Annotated in this window: 14 protein-coding genes; 2 read left to right on the top strand and 12 right to left on the bottom strand. The window is 69.0% G+C overall.

Going from position 1 to position 17,712, the window contains the following annotated elements; genetic code table 11:
- Nucleotides 1-47 precede the first annotated feature (47 nt).
- Nucleotides 48-2,309: a TonB-dependent receptor gene (locus tag G7045_RS02310; protein ID WP_166156731.1), complete on the top strand. Its 2,262-nt coding sequence runs from the start codon at nucleotides 48-50 to the stop codon at nucleotides 2,307-2,309.
- A 66-nt stretch (nucleotides 2,310-2,375) separates the two neighbouring features.
- On the opposite strand, the gene G7045_RS02315 is transcribed toward G7045_RS02310, so the two are convergent.
- The 9 genes from G7045_RS02315 to G7045_RS02355 all read right to left on the bottom strand — a co-directional run bounded on the left by G7045_RS02315 (nucleotide 2,376) and on the right by G7045_RS02355 (nucleotide 12,938).
- A complete protein-coding gene (locus G7045_RS02315; RefSeq protein ID WP_166156734.1) occupies nucleotides 2,376-3,251 on the bottom strand; it encodes a class I SAM-dependent methyltransferase in 876 nt (291 codons plus the stop codon).
- Nucleotides 3,252-3,349: 98 nt separating this feature from the next.
- Nucleotides 3,350-4,135: a hydroxypyruvate isomerase gene (hyi, locus tag G7045_RS02320; RefSeq protein ID WP_166156737.1), complete on the bottom strand. Its 786-nt coding sequence runs from the start codon at nucleotides 4,133-4,135 to the stop codon at nucleotides 3,350-3,352.
- Between the two features lie 62 nt (nucleotides 4,136-4,197).
- Entirely contained in the window at nucleotides 4,198-5,868 is a 1,671-nt protein-coding gene (locus G7045_RS02325; protein WP_166156740.1) for a methyl-accepting chemotaxis protein, read from the bottom strand.
- Entirely contained in the window at nucleotides 5,865-8,153 is a 2,289-nt protein-coding gene (locus G7045_RS02330) for a bifunctional diguanylate cyclase/phosphodiesterase (RefSeq protein ID WP_166156743.1), read from the bottom strand. Before G7045_RS02330 ends, G7045_RS02325 begins: the two co-directional genes overlap by 4 nt.
- Before the next feature lie 175 nt (nucleotides 8,154-8,328).
- Entirely contained in the window at nucleotides 8,329-8,928 is a 600-nt protein-coding gene (locus G7045_RS02335; RefSeq protein ID WP_166156746.1) for an ANTAR domain-containing response regulator, read from the bottom strand.
- A complete protein-coding gene (locus tag G7045_RS02340; RefSeq protein ID WP_166156749.1) occupies nucleotides 8,925-10,325 on the bottom strand; it encodes a sensor histidine kinase in 1,401 nt (466 codons plus the stop codon). The genes G7045_RS02335 and G7045_RS02340 overlap by 4 nt, the downstream gene beginning before the upstream one ends.
- Before the next feature lie 47 nt (nucleotides 10,326-10,372).
- Nucleotides 10,373-11,194, bottom strand: coding sequence for a YecA family protein (locus tag G7045_RS02345; RefSeq protein ID WP_166156752.1), 822 nt, complete (start codon nucleotides 11,192-11,194; stop codon nucleotides 10,373-10,375).
- A 4-nt stretch (nucleotides 11,195-11,198) separates the two neighbouring features.
- Entirely contained in the window at nucleotides 11,199-11,654 is a 456-nt protein-coding gene (locus G7045_RS02350) for a PIN domain-containing protein (protein WP_166156755.1), read from the bottom strand.
- 12 nt (nucleotides 11,655-11,666) lie between these two features.
- Nucleotides 11,667-12,938 carry a class I SAM-dependent RNA methyltransferase gene (locus G7045_RS02355; RefSeq protein ID WP_166156758.1) on the bottom strand — a complete coding sequence of 424 codons (1,272 nt, stop codon included), beginning with the start codon at nucleotides 12,936-12,938 and terminating at the stop codon, nucleotides 11,667-11,669.
- 187 nt (nucleotides 12,939-13,125) lie between these two features.
- Here G7045_RS02355 and G7045_RS02360 point away from each other — a divergent pair, with 187 nt between their 5' ends.
- The gene (locus tag G7045_RS02360) at nucleotides 13,126-14,961 is read left to right on the top strand and encodes a methyl-accepting chemotaxis protein (protein WP_166156761.1); all 1,836 of its coding nucleotides are present in this window, start codon (nucleotides 13,126-13,128) and stop codon (nucleotides 14,959-14,961) included.
- Here G7045_RS02360 and G7045_RS02365 read toward each other — a convergent pair whose 3' ends face one another.
- The 3 genes from G7045_RS02365 to lptB are packed head-to-tail and all read right to left on the bottom strand — an operon-like array spanning nucleotide 14,962 to nucleotide 17,711.
- Nucleotides 14,962-15,390: a thioesterase family protein gene (locus G7045_RS02365; protein WP_166156765.1), complete on the bottom strand. Its 429-nt coding sequence runs from the start codon at nucleotides 15,388-15,390 to the stop codon at nucleotides 14,962-14,964.
- A gap of 12 nt (nucleotides 15,391-15,402) precedes the next feature.
- Nucleotides 15,403-16,929: an RNA polymerase factor sigma-54 gene (locus G7045_RS02370; RefSeq protein ID WP_166156768.1), complete on the bottom strand. Its 1,527-nt coding sequence runs from the start codon at nucleotides 16,927-16,929 to the stop codon at nucleotides 15,403-15,405.
- Between the two features lie 14 nt (nucleotides 16,930-16,943).
- Nucleotides 16,944-17,711, bottom strand: a complete 768-nt coding sequence (lptB, locus tag G7045_RS02375) for an LPS export ABC transporter ATP-binding protein (RefSeq protein ID WP_166156770.1) — start codon at nucleotides 17,709-17,711, stop codon at nucleotides 16,944-16,946.
- Nucleotide 17,712 lies beyond the last annotated feature (1 nt).

Consider the following 17,712-nt stretch of genomic DNA (forward strand, 5'->3'; position numbering starts at 1 on the left):
CCGCCCCTGGTTGTGCGCTGCTGTGCCTGTGCTTGTGATTTTTTGCCATGAACCGTTTTGCTTCTTCTTCCTCTGCCGCTGCCCGCCCGCAGCGCCTGGCCCTGCGCCCGCTGTGCGCGCTGCTCGCTGCCCTGCCCCTGTGGGCCGGGGCGCAAGAGGCGCAGCTGGGCACCGTCACCGTGCAATCGCCCAAGGCAGCAGTGCTGCCCCTGGGCGCGGCCGACGCCGATGCCGCCGCCCTGGCGGCCGAGCGCACGCGCAGCAGCGACAGCGCCAGCCTGCTGCAGTCCCTGCCGGGCGTGAGCCTGCAGGGGGCGGGCGGCGTCTCCAGCCTGCCGAGCGTGCACGGCATGACGGACGACCGCCTGCGCATCCAGCTCGACGGCATGGATTTGTACTCGGCCTGCGCCAACCACATGAACCCGCCGCTGTCCTACATCGACCCCACGCGCGTGGGCAAGGTGCGGCTGTTTGCCGGCATCACCCCGGTGAGTGTGGGCGGCGACAGCATTGGCGCCACCATCCAGGTCGAATCGCTGCCGCCTGAATTTGCTGCGCCCGGCCAGGGCACCTTGCTCAAGGGCGAAATCGGCGGTTTTTACCGCAGCAACGGCGCGGCCAGCGGCGGCCATGTGAACGCCACCTGGGCCAATGAGCAGATGAGTCTGCGCTACGACGGCTCCAGCGCCCAGTCTGACAACTACCGCGCCGGCGGCAACTTCCACCCCGCAGGCCCGGCGGCCAGCAACAAGCCGCAGCAGTGGATTGCCGGCGACGAAGTGGGTTCGAGCAGCTACAAGGCGCGCAACCATGCCCTGACCTACGCCCTGCGCAGCGAGGCGCACCTGCTGGAGCTGCGCCTGGGGCAGCAGGATATTCCGTACCAGAACTTTGCCAACCAGCGCATGGACATGACGCGCAACGACAGCAACCAGTTCAACCTGCGCTACCTCGGCCAGTACGACTGGGGCCAGCTGCAGGCGCGCGTGTACCACGAGAAAACCCGCCACGGCATGAACTTCGGCCAGGACAAGCAGTTCTGGTACGGCGCCAGCAACAACGTGCCCGGAATGCCGATGGACACCGAGGGCAAGACCACCGGCGCGCAGCTCAAGGCCGACATCAACGTGAGCGCGCGCGACACCCTGCGCGTGGGCGCCGAGCTGCTGCGCTACCGGCTCGACGACTGGTGGCTGCCCTCGGGCGGCGGCATGGCGCCCAACACCTTCTGGAACATCCGTGACGGCCAGCGCGACCGCTTCGACGTCTTTGCCGAGTGGGAGGCGCGCTGGAGCCCGCAGTGGCTGACCCAGTTCGGCCTGCGCGCCGCCCAGGTCAAGAGCGACAGCGGTGCCGTGCAGGGCTACAACAGCGGCTACGACATGGAGGCCAAGGCCTTCAACGCCCAGGATCGCAGCCGCAACGACAAGCACCTGGACGCCAGCGCCCTGGCGCGCTACACGCCCAACGCCAACGCCAGCTACGAGTTCGGCTTTGCGCACAAGAACCGCGCCCCCAACCTGTACGAGCGCTACAGCTGGAGCACCGGCGGCATGGCCATGCGCATGGTCAACCTGGCGGGCGACGGCAACGGCTACTTTGGCGACCCCAACCTCAAGCCCGAAGTGGCCAACACCCTGAGCGCCACCGCCGACTGGCACGACAGCACGGGTGAGCGCTGGGGCGTCAAGCTCACGCCCTACCTGAGCTATGTGGACAACTACATCGACGCCGTGCGCTGCGGCGGCGGCATGGGCGGCATGTCGGCCTGCAGCGCGGCCAACCTGACGGCGCAGCAGGGCTTCGTCTACCTGCGCTTTGCCAACCAGGACGCGCGCCTGTACGGCTTTGACCTCTCGGGCTTTGCCGACCTGGGCCAAAGCGGCGCCTGGGGCCGCTTTGGCGTCAACGGCCTGCTGAGCTACGTGCAGGGCAAGAACCGCAGCACCGGCGACTACCTCTACAACACCATGCCGTTGAATGCCCGCGTGGCGCTGAGCCACCGCCTGGGCGGCTGGAGCAGCGCGGCCGAGCTGCAGATGGTGGCCGCCAAGACCCGCGTCTCCGCCGTGCGCAACGAGCTGCCCACCGCCGGCTACGCCCTGGTCAACCTGCGCACCAGCTACGAGTGGAAGCAGGTGCGCCTGGACCTGGGCGTGGACAACCTGTTCGACCGCCTCTACAGCCACCCGCAGGGCGGCGCCTACCTGGGCCAGGGTCGCACCATGGCGGGCACGGCCGTGCCCTGGGGCACAGCCGTGCCGGGCATGGGGCGCTCGGTCAACCTGGGCGTGACCGTCAAGTTCTGATCTTGGCGTAAAAATAGCTGCTAGCGCTTACCAGATAAGCGCTAGCAGCTATATTTTTTATAGCAATCAAGTCACTTCAAGCACCGCCAGCGTGTACAGCGGCGCGCCTATCCAGGGCCGCCACAGGGCTTCGAGCCACAGGCCCAGCCAGCCGTAGCATTCGGCCACGTTGTAGCTGCTGTGCAGGCGCAGGCGTGGGTGCATCCGGGTGAGCTCGCTCAGGCAGCCAATGCCCCAGTGGAACTGCGCCCCGGTGCGCCCGACGCTGGCGTGCCACCCCGCCTGGCCGACGCCGCAGTGCGCAATCGCATCGAGCACCAGGCGCGAGCCCGGCGGTGCGTGGTCGGCAAATTCCTGCAACACCTGGCGCACCTGGGCTGGCGCCAGGTACATCAGCACCCCCTCGCACATGGCCCACAGCGGCTGCGCCAGGGCCTCGGGCGGCAACTGCAGTGCTGGCCACCAGTCGGGCGTCTGCAGGTCGATGGCGGCGCTGTGCTGGCGTGCTGTGGGCGTGGGCAGCAGGCGCCGGCGCAGCGCCATCACGGCGGGCAGGTCGGCGTCGAGCCAGTGCGCGGCCCCGGGCAGCCACTGCAGGTATTGCGACAGGCCGCAGCCAAGGTTGATGCCCCAGGCTGGGGGGTGGGCAGCAAAGAAGTCTTGCGCCAGAGCCCGGATGCGGCGCGTGCGCCAGAGCACGTTGAGCACGGTGGGCCGGTCGGCCAGGTAGGCGCTGACGTCGGCGCCGAGCTGCTGCAGCAATCCGGCTGCCTGGGTATCGGCGCAATCGAGTTGTGGAAAGTAGCGCCCGCCGTGGGCGCGTGCGGCCAGTGGGATCAGCAGCGTGCTGGGTACCGGCGGCAGGGGCAGGGTGTGGATGCGGGCGCCGCCGGGTGTGGCGCTGGGGCCGGCGGTGGGTGGGTGATGCAGTGGCGCTGGCATGAAAACCCTTTCTGCACCCAGGGCGGCGGGCGCGGCCAACCAATCTACGGCGTGTGGGCCGGGCGGGCAATCGGGCGGCGCTGGCATGTTGCGCCAGGTCAAAGCGGGGCGGCCAGTGCCTCGCGCCAGCCCAGGCCGGCCTCGGTGCCGGCGGCGGGCCGGTATTCAGCCCCCACCCAGCCGCTGTAGCCGATGCGGTCGAGGTAGGGCAGCAAAAAGCCGTAGTGAATCTCGCCCGTGCCCGGTTCGTGGCGCCCGGGGTTGTCGGCAATCTGGATATGGCCGATGCGTGCCAGGTGGCGCGCAAGCGTGGCCGCGAGCTCGCCCTCGCTGCGCTGGGCGTGGTACACGTCGTACTGCAAAAACAGGTTGGGCGCGCCCACCTCATCCATCAGCGCCAGCGCCTGCGCTGTGCGGTGCACGTAAAAGCCCGGAATGTCGTAGCGGTTGATCGGCTCGACCAACAGGCGCAGCCCGGCGCCGGCCAGGGCGGCGGCGGCAAAGCGCAGGTTCTCGACCAAGGTTTGGTGCACCAGGGCCGGGTCTGCGCTTTCGGGCGCTGGGCCGGCGAGGCAGTTGAGCTGGGGCACGCCCAGGGCCTGGGCGTAGGCGATGGCGCGCGCCACGCCGGCGCGAAACTCTGCCACCCGATCCGGATGGCAGGCAATGCCGCGCTCGCCCGCCTCCCAATCGCCGGCGGGCAGGTTGTGCAGCACCACCTGCAAGCCGGTGGCGGCCAGGCGCGCGGCAATGTCCTCGGGCCGGTAGGCGTAGGGGAACATGAATTCGACGGCGGCAAACCCGGCCTGCGCTGCGCGCTCGAAGCGCTCAAGAAAGGGCACCTCGGTGAACAGCAGGCTCAGGTTGGCGGAAAAGCGCGGCATGACAGGGCTCCAGTGCGAGTGCGATGGTATGGAGCCCGATTGTCGCGTTCAGGCTGCCCTGCTCAGGCCGCTGCCTGCAGCCGGGGCGGCTCGGCTTGCGCGGGCAGCAGCGCCAGGGGGTGGGCTGGGCTGTGCGCGGCCTCTTCGGGCTGGGGCTGGGAGTCGAGCCAGAGGCCCTCGGCATCGGCGTCGCCTTGCAGGCGAAACACCGCCAACGCCTGCACCTGGGCCTGGGCCTGGTGGCGCAGGCTGGCGGCGGCCTGGGAGATTTCCTCGACCAGCGCGGCGTTGCTTTGCGTGCCCTGGTCCATGTGCTGCATGGCCTGGCCGATTTGCACCATGCCCGCGCTTTGCTCGGCGCTGGCGCTGCTGATGGCCTGCATCAGCGGCGCGGCGCGGGCGATGGTGGCTTCGGCCTGGCGCAGCGTCTGGCCGGCGCGCTCGACCAGGGCCGTGCCCTGGCTGCTGTGGCCGGTGCTGGTGGCAATCAGCTGCTTGATGTCTTGTGCCGCCTCGGCGCTGCGCTGCGCCAGGTTGCGCACCTCGGCCGCGACGACGGCAAAGCCCCGGCCCTGGGTGCCGGCGCGTGCGGCCTCGACGGCGGCGTTGAGCGCCAGCAGATTGGTCTGGAAGGCGATGCCGTCGATCAGGCCGATGATGTCGGCCATCTTGGCCGAGGAGGATTCGATCGCGCCCATGGTCTGCACCACGGAGGCCATGGTGTGCGCCGCCTCGGAGGTGGCACGGCTGGCGTCTTGCACGATGGCCTGGGCCTGCTGCGCGTGGCTGCAGCTGTGCTCCATGCTCACGCCCAGCTGGCGCAGGGCAGCCGCTTCTTGCTCCAGGTCGCTCGCCTGCTCGGTGGTGCGCGTGGCCAGGTCGGCGTTGCCGGCGGCAATCTGCACGGCGGCGTTGGCCACGTTCTCGCTGCCGTCGCGGATGTCTTGCACCAAGGTGGCGAGCTGGCCCTGCATGGTGGCCAGAGCCTGCAGCACCTGGGTTGCTTCATCGTGGCCCTGCACGGCAATCGGCTGTGCCAGATTGCCGCTGGCCATGTGCTGCGCCGCCTGCACGGCCTGGCCCAGGGCGCTGCGCACGCTGCGCACCAGCGCCAGGCCAAAGAGCAGGGCAAACAGCAGGCCGCAGCCAATGGCGGCGAAGGTGAAGGTGCGGATGCCGTCGTAGCGCTGCTGGGCAGCGGCGTAGGCCTGGCCGGCGGCTTCGCGCTGCCAAGTGACGAGGGCGGCAATGCCTGCGCCCACCGGGCCGTACAGCGGGCGCACGGCGTCGAGCGTGAGCTGGCGCGCTTGCGCTACATCCTGCGCGCGCAAGGCGGCGACGGCGGGGCGCAGACCCTCTTGCACGAAGCGCTGGCGCTGGGTGATGAACGCCTGTGCCTGGGCTTTTTCGGCAGCGCTGTGCGGTGCTGCTTCATAGTGCTGCCAGAGTTGGTTGATCTCGGCAATATTGGCTTCGATCTCGTCGGCGCCCGCTTGCAACAAGGTGGGCTCGGGCGTGACCAGGGCGGTGGCCAGCGCCAGGCGGTTGCGCAGCAGCAGCGCCTGGATGCGCCCCATCTGCTCGGTCGCTGCCAGGCGCTCCTGGTACAGGCTTTGCAGCGCTGCATTGGCCTGGGAAATGCCCCATAAACCCAGCAGGCCGATGACCAGCACCAGCAGCGACAGGGCCGTGGCCAGCAGGGCCACGCGGGTGGAGATGAGCAAGCGGTTCATGCGGACCTTTCTTGGGTGACAGGGCTGTGCCGGAGAGGGAGCGTCGATGGTGCGGGCGGGGCCGGCGGCGCGGCCACGCTCAGCGGGCGGCGCAGGGGCAGGCTGCTGCGCAGCAGGCTGTGCAAACTGTCGGCGGTTTGGGGGGCGTTAAACAGATAGCCTTGAAAACTCGGGCAGTGCAGGGCCAGCAGGGCGGCGTACTGGGCTTCGTTCTCGACGCCTTCGGCAACCACGTCCAGCCCCAGGTTCTGCGCCATGCCGATGATGGTCTGCACGATCACCGTGTCCTGCGCCTGCGCGCCCATGTCCTGGATGAAGCTGCGGTCGATCTTGAGCTGGTACAGCGGCAGGCGCTGCAGCTGCGACAGGCTGGAGTGGCCGGTGCCAAAGTCGTCGAGCGCAAAGCGCACGCCCAGGCGGCGCAGCTCCTGCATCTTGCGCACGGTGTCGGCCACGTCGTGCAGCACCATGGATTCGGTCAGCTCCAGCACCAAGAGCTGCGGGTCGGCGCCGCTGTGCTGCAGCGCTGCCTGTACATGCTCGGTGAAGTGGCTGTGCGCAAACTGGCGTGCGCTGACGTTGACCGACATCGTCAGCCGCGCCAACGCAGGTTCGTCGGCCCAGGTGCGCAGCTCAGTGCAGGCGGCCTCCAGTACCCAGTCGCCCAGCTCCAGGATGAGGTCGGAGTCTTCGGCAATCGGGATGAACTGCGCCGGCGAGACGGGGCCGTGCAGCGGGTGCTGCCAGCGCAGCAGGGCCTCGACGCCGATGGGTTGGCGCTGGGCATCGACCTGTAGCTGGTAGTGCAGCGCCAGCTGCTGCGCGCCGATGGCGCTGCGCAGCGCCGCCTCCAGCGCGGCCCGCGCTTCTTGCTGCGCCTGCAGCACCGGGTCGTAGAAGCGGTAGGCACTGCGCCCGGCGCTTTTGGCCTGGTACATGGCGGTGTCGGCGCGCTTGAGCAGCTCCTTGCCCGAGAGCGTGCCGGGGCGAAACAGGCACACGCCCACGCTGGCGCTGCTTTGCAGCTGGCGCCCGGCCAGGCGCACTGGGCGTGCGACGGCGGTGAGCACCTGCAGCGCCAGCGTGCGGGCCTGCTCCTGGGCGCGCTGCTCGTCGCTATCGAGCGCCTGCGCCAGGAGCACGAACTCGTCGCCGCCCAGGCGCGCCACCAGGGCCTGATCGCCGGCGGCGTCGCGCAGCTGGCGTGCTACGTGCTGCAGGTGCTGGTCGCCGATCTCGTGGCCCAGGCTGTCGTTGATGGTTTTGAAGTTGTCCAGGTCGATCAGCAGCAGCGCGCCATGGGCGCCTTCGTCGCTGGCCTGCAGTGCCTGTTCCATGGCGTGCCGCAGCTGGGTGCGGTTGGGCAGCTCGGTCAGCGGGTCGAAATAGGCCAGGCGGTGCACGGCCTGGGCGCTGTCGGCCAGCTGCTGCTGCATGGCGTGCAGGGCGCGAAAGACGGCGCCGATCTCGTCGCGCCCGTTCTGGGCGACGGGGTTGTCCAGGCGCCCGGCGGCAATGCGCGCGCACAGTGCAATCATGTGCTGCAGTGGCTCGGCAATGGAGCGGATCAAGAGCGCCCCCAGGCGCCCGAGCAGGGCCATGGCCAGCAGCAAGCCGCCCAGGGCCAGCCAGCCGGTGCGCTGGTAGCGCAGCACGCCGCTGTGGTAGGCGGCCTGGGCCTGCTCGAACTGCAGGCGGATGAGGGTTTGTACGTCGGGGTAAGCCTGCTCGTAGAGCGAGCGGGCGTTGAGCGCCAGGCGCTGGGTATCGCTGTAGTCCAAGGCGCGCAGCGCGGCCAGGCCGGGGGCCACGGCTTCGCGCAGGTAGCGGCTGCGGCGCTCGCCAAACTGCTGTGCCAGCAGCTGCTCCTCGGGCGCGCGCGGGGCGGCCAGGTAGCTGCGCCAGAGTTGGTCGATGGTGGCCACGTTGCGCTCGATTTCTTCGGCCGCCTGGTAGGCCGAGCTGCGTCCGAGCACCGGGCCATGCTGTCCGGGGCGGGCCTGCACCAGGGCCAGCTGCATCTGCAATTGGTTGGCCAGCATCAGGCGGCCAATTTCCGAAAGGTTGCGCACGGGTGTCATGCGGTCTTCGTAGACCACGCGCAGGCTCTCCTGGGCCGCCGCCAGGCCGCGAATGCCCAGCGCCGCCAGCAGCCCGGCCACCAGGGCGGCGAGCAGCATCAGCGCCGTGATGCGGGTGCGTATGCGCAGCTGCGCCAGCTGGTGCGTGAACCAGCCCCGGCGTATGGGGGGTAGCGAGAGGGTGTCGGGTGCGGGAGGTGGCATGGCCTGCTTTCTGCGCGCAACGTGGGGTCAAACGGTGCGGCAGGAGCAAGGCCGGTGGAACAGTCCACTGTCTGGAGTGCAGTGGGCGGGGCCATTTTTGGGACAAGGCCCGTGGAATGATGTGCGTGGTAACCCGTATGCCTTACAGGTGGTTACCAGCGCCTTTTGCGCTGGATCAAGCGTGTGCGTCGTCGAAGGCCTGCACCGTCTCCTGGGCGACATCGATGAGCTTGCGCCGCTGGGCGCGCGCAGCCGAGCGCAGCAGCTCGAAGGCGCGCTGGCGCGGCAGCTTGTACTGCGCCATGGTCAGGCCGGTGGCGACGTTGATGATGCGGTCGCCGTCCAGGGCGGACTGCAGCTGCTCGCGGGTGCGCCGCAGTTCGCCAATTTCGAGCGCGCGCTGCAGCGCGGTTTCGATGGCGGGCTGGATTTGCGTCAGCGCCAGGGGCTTGACGAGGTAGGCCAGGGCGCCGCTGCGCGTGGCCTGGGCGACGGTGCTGGCGTCGCCATAGGCGCTGAGCATGACGAAGGGCACATGCTCGATCTCGCGCAGGCGCTGCGCCAGCCACAGGCCGCCGGCGCCGGGCATGTGCACGTCCAGCAGCGCCATGTCCGGGCGCAGGCCGCTGCTGAGCAGGGCTTCGGCGTCTTCGGCCGATTCGGCCTGGTGCACCTCATAGCCCATGTGGCGCAGGCCCTGGGCCAGGGTGCCGAGGATGAGGCGGTCGTCGTCCACCAGCAGCAGGCGGGCGGGGCGGGCGGGGGTGTCTGTCATGGCAGGCGTTCTCCGTCGGTGGGCAGTTGCAGCACGGGGGGCTGCAGTTGCAATTCGGCCAGGGCGCGTGCGCCTTCCTGGCGCAGTTGTAGCGCCGCGCCGTGGCGCGGCATGAGGGCAGCGACCAGCTCCAGCCCGACCTGGGCCGGCTGCGGCCCCTGGGCGGGCCATTGGCCGGGGTTGGAAATCGTAATCAGCATATGCCCAGGCTGGGCCCCGGGTGCCAGGGCCATGCTTACGTCCTGCGCTTGCTGGCCGCCATGCTTGATGGCGTTGACCAGCAGCTCGTGCACGATCAATGCCAGCGGCACGGCCTCGCTGCTGAGCAGGGTGCAGGTGTGGCAGCAGTCGTCCAGATCGAACGCCAGCGGCAGCCCCCAGAGGGCGCCCACGCCCTGCGCCACGTCGCGCAGCAATTCGCACAGCTGCACCTGCTCGGCGTGGCCGCGTCCTTGCAGGCCGTGCAGCACGGCAATGCTTTGCACCTGGCCGGTGGCCTCGGTCAACGGTTCGCGCAGCGCGGGGTAGCGCAGCGCCAGGGTCTGCAACATGCCGCTGATGCCTTGCAGGTTGTTCTTGATGCGGTGGTGCACCTCGCGCACCAGGGCGCTGCGCAGCTGCAGCTCGCGCTGGCGGCGCTGGGCGCGTTGGGCGCGCCAGTCGCTCAGGTCGGTCATGGTGAGCACGTAGTGCGTCACCTGGCCGCGCCCACCGAGCACCGGCGTGCGCGTGAACCACACCGGGTAGCGTTCGCCGCTTCTGCGGCGGTGCCATTCCTGGCGCTGCAAGGCAGCCCAGGGCAGGGGTTCGGCGCTGCCGTGGGCGAGCAGGAAATGCGGCATCTGGCCCACGACCTGTGTGCAGTCGTGGCCCGAGAGGGTCTGGAACGCCTGGTTGGCGCGCAGGATGCGGCCCTGGGCGTCGGTGATGAGCAGCCCCTCCTGGCATTCAAAGGCGATGGCGGCGATGCGCGCATCGGCTTTTTGCCGGCGCAGCGCCGCCAGGTAGCCCGCCAGCGACCAGCCCACCAGCGCCAGGATCAGCATGTATGAGGCGTAGCCGAGCCAGACGCCGGAGTTCAGGTCGCGGGCAAAAAAGCCCAGCCCCTGCTGCGTGCCCCAGCCGGCCTGCAGGCCGATGAGCAGCAGCAGCCCGGTCGTGCCCCACCAGCCCAGACGCACCCCGGCCCAGGTGACGAACAGAAACAGCCAGTAAGCGTTGCCCAGTGGCCACAGCAGGGCATCCCACCAGTCCCAGAAGGCGACCAGGCCGACGGTCAGCGCCAGGGCGTAAACCAGCAGGGTTTCGAGCAGCCAGGGGCCGTGCGCGCGGCACCAAGCTGCCAGGCGCTCTGGCGCTGGCGGCGGTGGACTCAAGGGGCGCGATGGGTGGGCCATGGGCGCCGATTGGACACCCAAAATTGATAGCTGCGCGCGCAGCTAGATCAAGCGCCGCAGCATTTTTTGTACTTTTTCCCGCTGCCGCAGCTGCAGGGGTCGTTGCGCCCCGGTGCCTGGCTGCGGGCGATGGGTTCCTGGCGCGGGCCCAGGCTCTTCCAGACCTGGCGCAGGTCGTACACCGCCCACACGGCTTCGCCGTAGGCGTTCAGGCGTGCCTGGCTGGTGCTGGGCGGGCCGTCTTCGGCGTACATGCAGACTTCGGGCTTGCCGGTGTCGTCCTCGGTCAGGGCGACGATGCGCGAGAGGGCGTCGTCGATCCACTGCGCCGCTTCCTTGTCGCGCGGCGCGGCCCAGTCGTCCTCCCAGTTCTCGACGGCGAACATGAAGCCCAGGGCCCAAATCTGGCCGAACGAGGGGATGGGCTGGCCGTCGAGCTCGGCGCGCTCGTCCTCGGGCAGGCTGGCGATGGCGCCGCGCGTGTCCATGGCCTCGGGGCAGTAGGCTTCGTCCTCGTCCAGGCTTTTCACGTCGGCGTCGAGCTGGCGCTCGACTTCGGCCCAGCGGCGCGCCCACAGGGCCAGGAAGCGTTCTTGCTGCACCGGGGTTTCAAAAGCGTCGAGCAGCGGCAGCGGCGCGCCCTCGGCCTGCTCCAGCGCCAGGCCATCGCCCAGCAGCATGGGCAGCCATTCGGCCACGGGCACCGGGCGGCGCATACAGGCGAGGGCGGCGAGAAAGCCGTCGCAGAACTCCCACTGCGGGATTTCTTCGCTGCGCGCGCGCAGGCTGTCGAGCAGGTCGTCGAGTTCCTGCAGTTCGTCGTTGCTCAGGGCGTGGGGGAAGGCGGGGGTGTCGTGGGTGTCGGTCATGGCGTCAGCCTTGTAAAACGAGGGTGGTGGCAACCTGCGCGCCCAGGCGCTGCAGGCGTTTGTTCAGGCGCAGCACGGCGCGATCCTTGGACAGCAGCAGGGCGGCGTGGGCGGCGGCCAGGTCGATGAATTTCTGGTCGTCGGCGTCTTTGCAGACGTAGGGCGCGCGCGGCGCCTCGGGGCACAGGCGGACCTGGGCGTCCCAGGTGGCGAGCACGGCGGCGTCGCTCAGGCCATGGTAGGCCAGGCGCGGCGCCAGCTGCGGGTAGCGCAGCACGCAGGCGAGCTCGGCGCGCATGGCGGCGGTGCCGATCCAGTCGAGTGCGCGCGCCGCCAGCAGCGGCGCCAGCGGGGCGCTGGCGGGGTCGGCAAAGACCAGCAGGTCGAGGGCGATGTTGGTGTCGAGCACCAGCGCGCGCGGGGCACTGGCGGCGGGCCAGGCGAAAATTTCTGGGCGCATCAGGCGGCGGGATCAGGCGGCAGGGGCCGCGCCTTCGTCGGCCGGGCGGCGCCGGGCCGAGCCGGCGATGAGGTCAAAGCGCAGCAGGCGGCATTCGATCGGGCCGTTCCACAGCGGCACGCGGCGCGATTCTTTCAGGCGCATCTTGCTCGCCAGTTTCAGGTCGGGCGTGAGCATCCAGGCCTGCCAGCCGCTGTAGTTTTTCTTCCAGTGCGTGGCCAGTTGCTGGAAGAAATCGACGCCGTCCTCGGTCTGCGCCTGCTCGCGCCCGGCGCGGCCGACTTCGGCCATGCGTTCGTGCGCGTTGCGGCCAAAGCTGCCGGCGGCGGCAATGCGCTCGCCGTAGGGCGGGTTCATCAGGATCAGGCCCGGCTGGGCGCAGGGCGGCATACGCTGCAGGGCGTCGCCGCCGCGCAGCTGCACGGCGTGGGCGACGCCGGCGCGCTCGGCGTTGTGCTGCGCAAAATCGACCATGCGGTGCGAAATATCACTGCCAAAAATCGGCACAGAGGGCGCAGATACAGCGTCAGCAGCTTCGTTTTTAATAGCAGACCAGACGTGCGCCTGGTAGGGCAACAGCTTTTCAAAGGCAAAGCGCCGCTGCAGGCCGGGGGCGATGCGGCAGGCCATTTGCGCCGCCTCGATGACCACCGTGGCGCTGCCGCAACAGGGGTCGTACAGCGGCAGCGGCGCCTCGCCCAGCGGGTCCCAGCCGCTGGCGGCAATCATGGCGGCGGCCAGGGTTTCTTTCAGCGGTGCGTCGCCCTTTTCCTGGCGCCAGCCGCGCTTGAACAGCGGCTCGCCCGAGGTGTCGATGTACAGCTGCGCCTGGTCGGTCGTCAGGTGCAGGTGGATGCGCACGTCGGGCCAACGGGTTTGCACGTCCGGGCGCACGCCGGTCTTGGCGCGAAAGCGGTCGGCGACGGCGTCCTTGATGCGCAGGGCGGCAAAGTTCAGGCTGGTCAGCGGGCTGTGCTGCGCCGTGACCTCGATCTTGAAGCTCTGGCGCGGGGTGAACCAGATTTCCCAGGCGATGTCGCTCGCCAGGGCGTAGAGGTCGTTCTCGTTGCGGTACAGGCGCTCGCCCAGCTGCACCAGTACGCGCTGCGCCAGGCGGCTGTGCAGGTTCAGCTGCAGAGCCTGGCGCCAGGAGGCGGTGAGTTGCACGCCGCCCCGGCCGACCAGCAGGTCGTGGCCGGTCAGGCCGGTGAGGGTGTGCACCTCGTCGGCCAAATAGCCCTCGACGCCGGCGGCGCAGGGCAGAAAAAGTTGCAAGGTGTTCATGGTGTGTGTGCGGCGCGCGCACCGGCGGCCCCCGCAGGGCCAAAGCACGTATTGTCCCCCGCACTGCCATGGCCTTGGGCCGGCACTGTGCGATCGGCCCCAATGGCCTTTTGTTTTGTCGGGGTGATTAACACAAAATTTTACGTGTAAAAGACAATGGTCGGCTTTTCTTTTAAGGGGTAACCCTATGTTGACCACTTTGCGTGCCCGCTTGATTGCGATTTGCGTCGCCATCACCATGCTGTCGCTGGCGGTGTTGGCCTTGGCGACCTTGTTTTTTGTCCGCAGCAATACGCTGGCCGCGCTCGATGGCGAGATTGGCCAGCTCACCCGCACCCACGCCGAAGAAATTGGCGGCTGGCTGCAGGAAAAGCAGCAGCTGGTCACGGCACTGACGCCGTTGGCGGCGAACAACGACCCGCTGGCGTTTTTGCAGCTGACGCAGCGCGCCGGCGGTTTTGATGCCGTGTTCCTGTCCCACGCTGACAAGCGCCATTTTTCGACCTCGCCACCGGCCACCGGCTACGACCCGACGAGCCGTCCCTGGTACCAGCAGGCGGCGCAGGCGGGCAAGGCCGTGGTCAGCCCGCCCTATACCGACGCCAGCAGCGGCCGCCTGACGGTGACGCTGGCCACGCCTGCGATGCAAGGCGGCAAGGCCGTGGCCGTGGCGGGCAGCGATTTGTTCCTCGATTCAGTGACGCAGAAGGTGGCCGCCATCCGGCCGCTGGAAAAGAGCTTTGCCATGCTGGTCGATGCCGACGGCAAAATCCTGGCGCACCAGCGTGCCGATCTGGCCATGAAGCCGGCGACCGATCTGGCCCCCGCACTCACCGCCAGTTTGTTGACCAGCCTGGCTGGCAGCGGCAGCCACGCCGAGGTGGAGGTCGGCGGTGCCGAGCAGATGCTCTACGCCAGCCGCGTGCCGGGCACGCCCTGGCTGCTGGCCGTGAGCGCCGACCGCGCCGAGGCCACGGCGCCGGTGCGCCGCTTGGTGCAAATTGCCACGGTGATTGCCTTGTTGTGCGCCGTGGGGACGGTGTTGCTGTTGTCTTTCGTTGTCAGCCACATGCTGCGCCGCCTGGGTCTGGTGCGCGATGCGCTGGCCGACATCGCCAGCGGCGAGGGCGACCTGACGCGGCGCATGGACGCTTCGGGTCAGGATGAGCTGGCGCAGATTGGCCAGGCGTTCAACCAGTTTGCCGACAAGATCGCCGCCGTGCTGCGGCGCATTCGCGACGCCTCGGACTCGGTGCGCACCGCCAGCAGCGAGATCGCCAGCGGTAACCACGACCTGTCGGCACGCACCGAAAACCAGGCTAGCTCGCTCGAAGAAACCGCCGCCGCCATGGAGCAGCTTACGGCCACGGTGCAGCAAAACGCCTCCAACGCCCGCCAGGCGAGCGAGTTGGCGCGCGATGCCTCGCAGGTGGCCAGCCAGGGCGGCGCGGTGGTGCAGCAGGTGGTACAGACCATGGGCGGCATCGACGCCTCGGCGCACAAGATCGAGGACATCATCGGCGTCATTGATGGCATCGCCTTCCAGACCAACATCCTGGCGCTGAACGCGGCGGTGGAAGCCGCGCGCGCTGGCGAGCAGGGCCGGGGCTTTGCCGTCGTCGCCGCCGAGGTGCGTGCGCTGGCGCAGCGCAGCGCCAGTGCGGCCAAGGAGATCAAGGGCCTGATTGCTGATTCGGTGGCGCAGGTGGACGCCGGCAGCCGCCTGGTGCAAGACGCTGGCCAGACCATGGCCCAGGTGGTGCAGAGCGTGCAGCGCGTGACGGCCATCGTCGCTGAGATCAGCAACGCCAGCCAGGAGCAGAGCACCGGCATTGCCGAGATCGGCAGCGCCGTGACGCAGATGGACCAGGCGACGCAGCAAAACGCCGCGCTGGTGGAAGAGGCCACGGCGGCGGCGCAGTCGCTGCAGCAGCAGGCGCACGAGCTGGCCGCCACGGTGGCCGGCTTCAAGCTCGACGAGGGTGCGGCCCACGTGTTGGCGGGCCGGGCGTTGCTGCGTTAATTACAGCGCCAGCAGCTGCGCGCGCACGGCCTCGGGGATGCTGGCGGCGCGGTGCGTGGCCGGGTCAGTAAAGACGATGCCGTGCTTGCCGCGCGCGACTTCGCGCCCCTGGCTGTTTTCGGTCACGCACCAGGCCAGGTCAAAGGCGCAGCGGCTCAGATCGGTGGGCTGCATGGCAATGCGCAGCTGCTCGCCGTAAAAAGCCTCGCTGCGGTACTGCGCCAGCACGTCGCCGACGACGATGGGCAGGCCGCCGACGTCGTTCTCGGCGTAGCCCAGGGCGCGAAAAAAGCGCACCCGCGCCTCGGACACCAGGGTCAGCAGCAGCGCGTTGTCGAGGTGGCCGCCGTAGTTGACGTGGTTGATGTAGACCTGCACCTCGGTGTCAAAGCCAAAGTGCGGCGGAAGGTCAAAAACGATACGGGCCATGGTCGGGGGCGGTTAAAGCGCTTTGCGCAGGTTGGCGGGGGCGATTTTCAGCGCCTCGCGGTATTTGGCGACGGTGCGGCGTGCGCACTCTATGCCTTGTTCTTTGAGCATTTCGGCCAGCTGGCTGTCCGACAGCGGCTTGGTCGGGTTCTCGGCGGCGACGAATTGCCGGATGAGCGCGCGTACGGCGGTGCTGGAGGCGCTGCCGCCGGTTTCCGTGCCCAGGCCGGAACCAAAAAAATACTTCAGCTCGAACGTGCCCTGGGGCGTGGCCATGTACTTGGCGCTGGTGACGCGCGAGATGGTCGATTCGTGCAGCCCGAGCTCGTCGGCAATTTCGCGCAGCACCAGCGGGCGCATGGCGAGCGCGCCGTGCACGAAGAAGCTTTTTTGCCGCTCGACGATGGCCTGCGAGACCCGCAAGATGGTGTCAAAGCGCTGCTGGATGTTCTTGATGAACCAGCGCGCCTCCTGCAGCCGTGCTTGCAGCCCGGCATGGCCGTCGCTGCCGCGCTGGCCGCGCAGGGCGTTGGCGTAGACCTCGTGCACGCGCAGGCGTGGCATGACGTCGGGGTTGAGCTGCACGCGAAAGCCGTTGCCAGCCTTGCTGACGATGACGTCGGGCACCAGGGCGTGGCGGCTGACGTCGGCAAAGCGCCGCCCGGGGTGCGGCTCCAGGCGCGCGATCACGGTCAGGGCGGCGCGCACCTGCTCTTCGTCGCAGGCGCAGTGCTGCGCCAGGCGGCGCAGGTCGCGCCGTGCCAGCAGCTCCAGCGGCTGCGCGCACAGCTGCTGTGCCGTGGCGAGCAGGGCCGGGTCGCCCCATTCTTCGCGTTCGAGCGCGTGCAGCTGCAGCTGCAGGCATTGCGCCAGGCCGCTGGCGCCGACGCCGGCGGGCTCCAGGTGCTGCAGCAGGCCCAGGGCGACGCTCAGGTGGTGCAGCAGCGCCTCATAGGCTTCGCCAGTGCTGGCGCCTGCGAGGTGGGCGGCGAGCGCATCCAGGGGTTCTTCAAGGTAGCCGTCGTCGCTCAGCGATTCGATCAGGAAGTACAGCGCTGCGCGGTCGTCCTCGCCCAGGCGCAGCACCAGCGCCTGGCGGTGCAGGTGCGCGGCCAGGGACTCGTGGCTGTCGGCGCGGCTGCCGGCGTCGAGCTGCTCGTCGTCTTCGCCCGCGCTGGCCTGGCGCGGCGCACCCTCAAAGCCCCATTCACCGTCGGCGTGGGCGCTGTCGATGGCGCCTTCGCCCTCCCAGTCGGTGGGCTGGTAATCGGCATCATTTTCGGCTCCAGCGCTTGCTGGATCAGCGTCAGTAGCTCCTGAAATAGGAGCATCATGGGCCGCCTCCGGGGGCGGCGTGGGGGTGTCGTCGGTGTGGCCGTCGCTGTCGCCGTCGCGCTCCAGAAAGGGGTTGTCATCGAGCATTTGCTCGACTTCCTGCGCCATCTCCAGGGTCGAGAGCTGCAGCAGCCGGATCGACTGCTGCAGCTGCGGTGTGAGGGCGAGGTGCTGCGAGACGCGCAGCGACAGGCTGGGCTGCATGGCGGCGGGCCGGGCTACATGCGGAAATGCTCGCCCAGGTAGACGCGGCGCACTTCGGCGTTGTCTACGATGTCCGACGGTGCGCCCTGGGCCAGCACCCGGCCTTCGCTGATGATGCAGGCGCGGTCGCAGATGCCCAGCGTCTCGCGCACGTTGTGGTCGGTGATGAGCACGCCGATGCCGCGCTCCTTGAGAAAGCCGATGATGCGCTGGATCTCGATGACGGCAATCGGGTCGATGCCGGCAAAGGGCTCGTCGAGCAGGATGAAGCGCGGCTGCGTCGCCAGGGCGCGCGCGATTTCCACGCGCCGGCGCTCGCCGCCCGAGAGCGCCAGCGCCGGCGACTGGCGCAGGTGCTCGACGCGCAGCTCCTGCAGCAGGCTGTCGAGGCGGCGCTCGATCTCAGGCTTGCTCAGGGGGCGGCCATCTTCGGTTTTTTGCAGTTCGAGCACGGCGCGCACGTTGTCCTGCACGCTGAGCTTGCGAAAGATCGACGCCTCTTGCGGCAGGTACGACAGCCCCAGGCGCGAGCGCCGGTGGATGGGCATGTTGGCGATGGAGTGGCCGTCGATGCGGATGTCGCCGCCGTCGCTGCGTACCAGGCCAACGATCATGTAGAACGAGGTCGTCTTGCCGGCGCCGTTGGGGCCGAGCAGGCCCACGACCTCGCCCTTGCGCACGGCGAGCGACACGTCCTTGACCACCTTGCGGCTGCCGTAGGACTTTTGCAGGTGCAGCACTTCCAGGCAGCTGCCAGCGTCTTGGGGGGCGGGTGCACTCATA

It is taken from the genome of Acidovorax sp. HDW3 (assembly GCF_011303755.1).
In the GTDB taxonomy this organism is placed as follows: Bacteria; Pseudomonadota; Gammaproteobacteria; order Burkholderiales; family Burkholderiaceae_C; genus Paenacidovorax.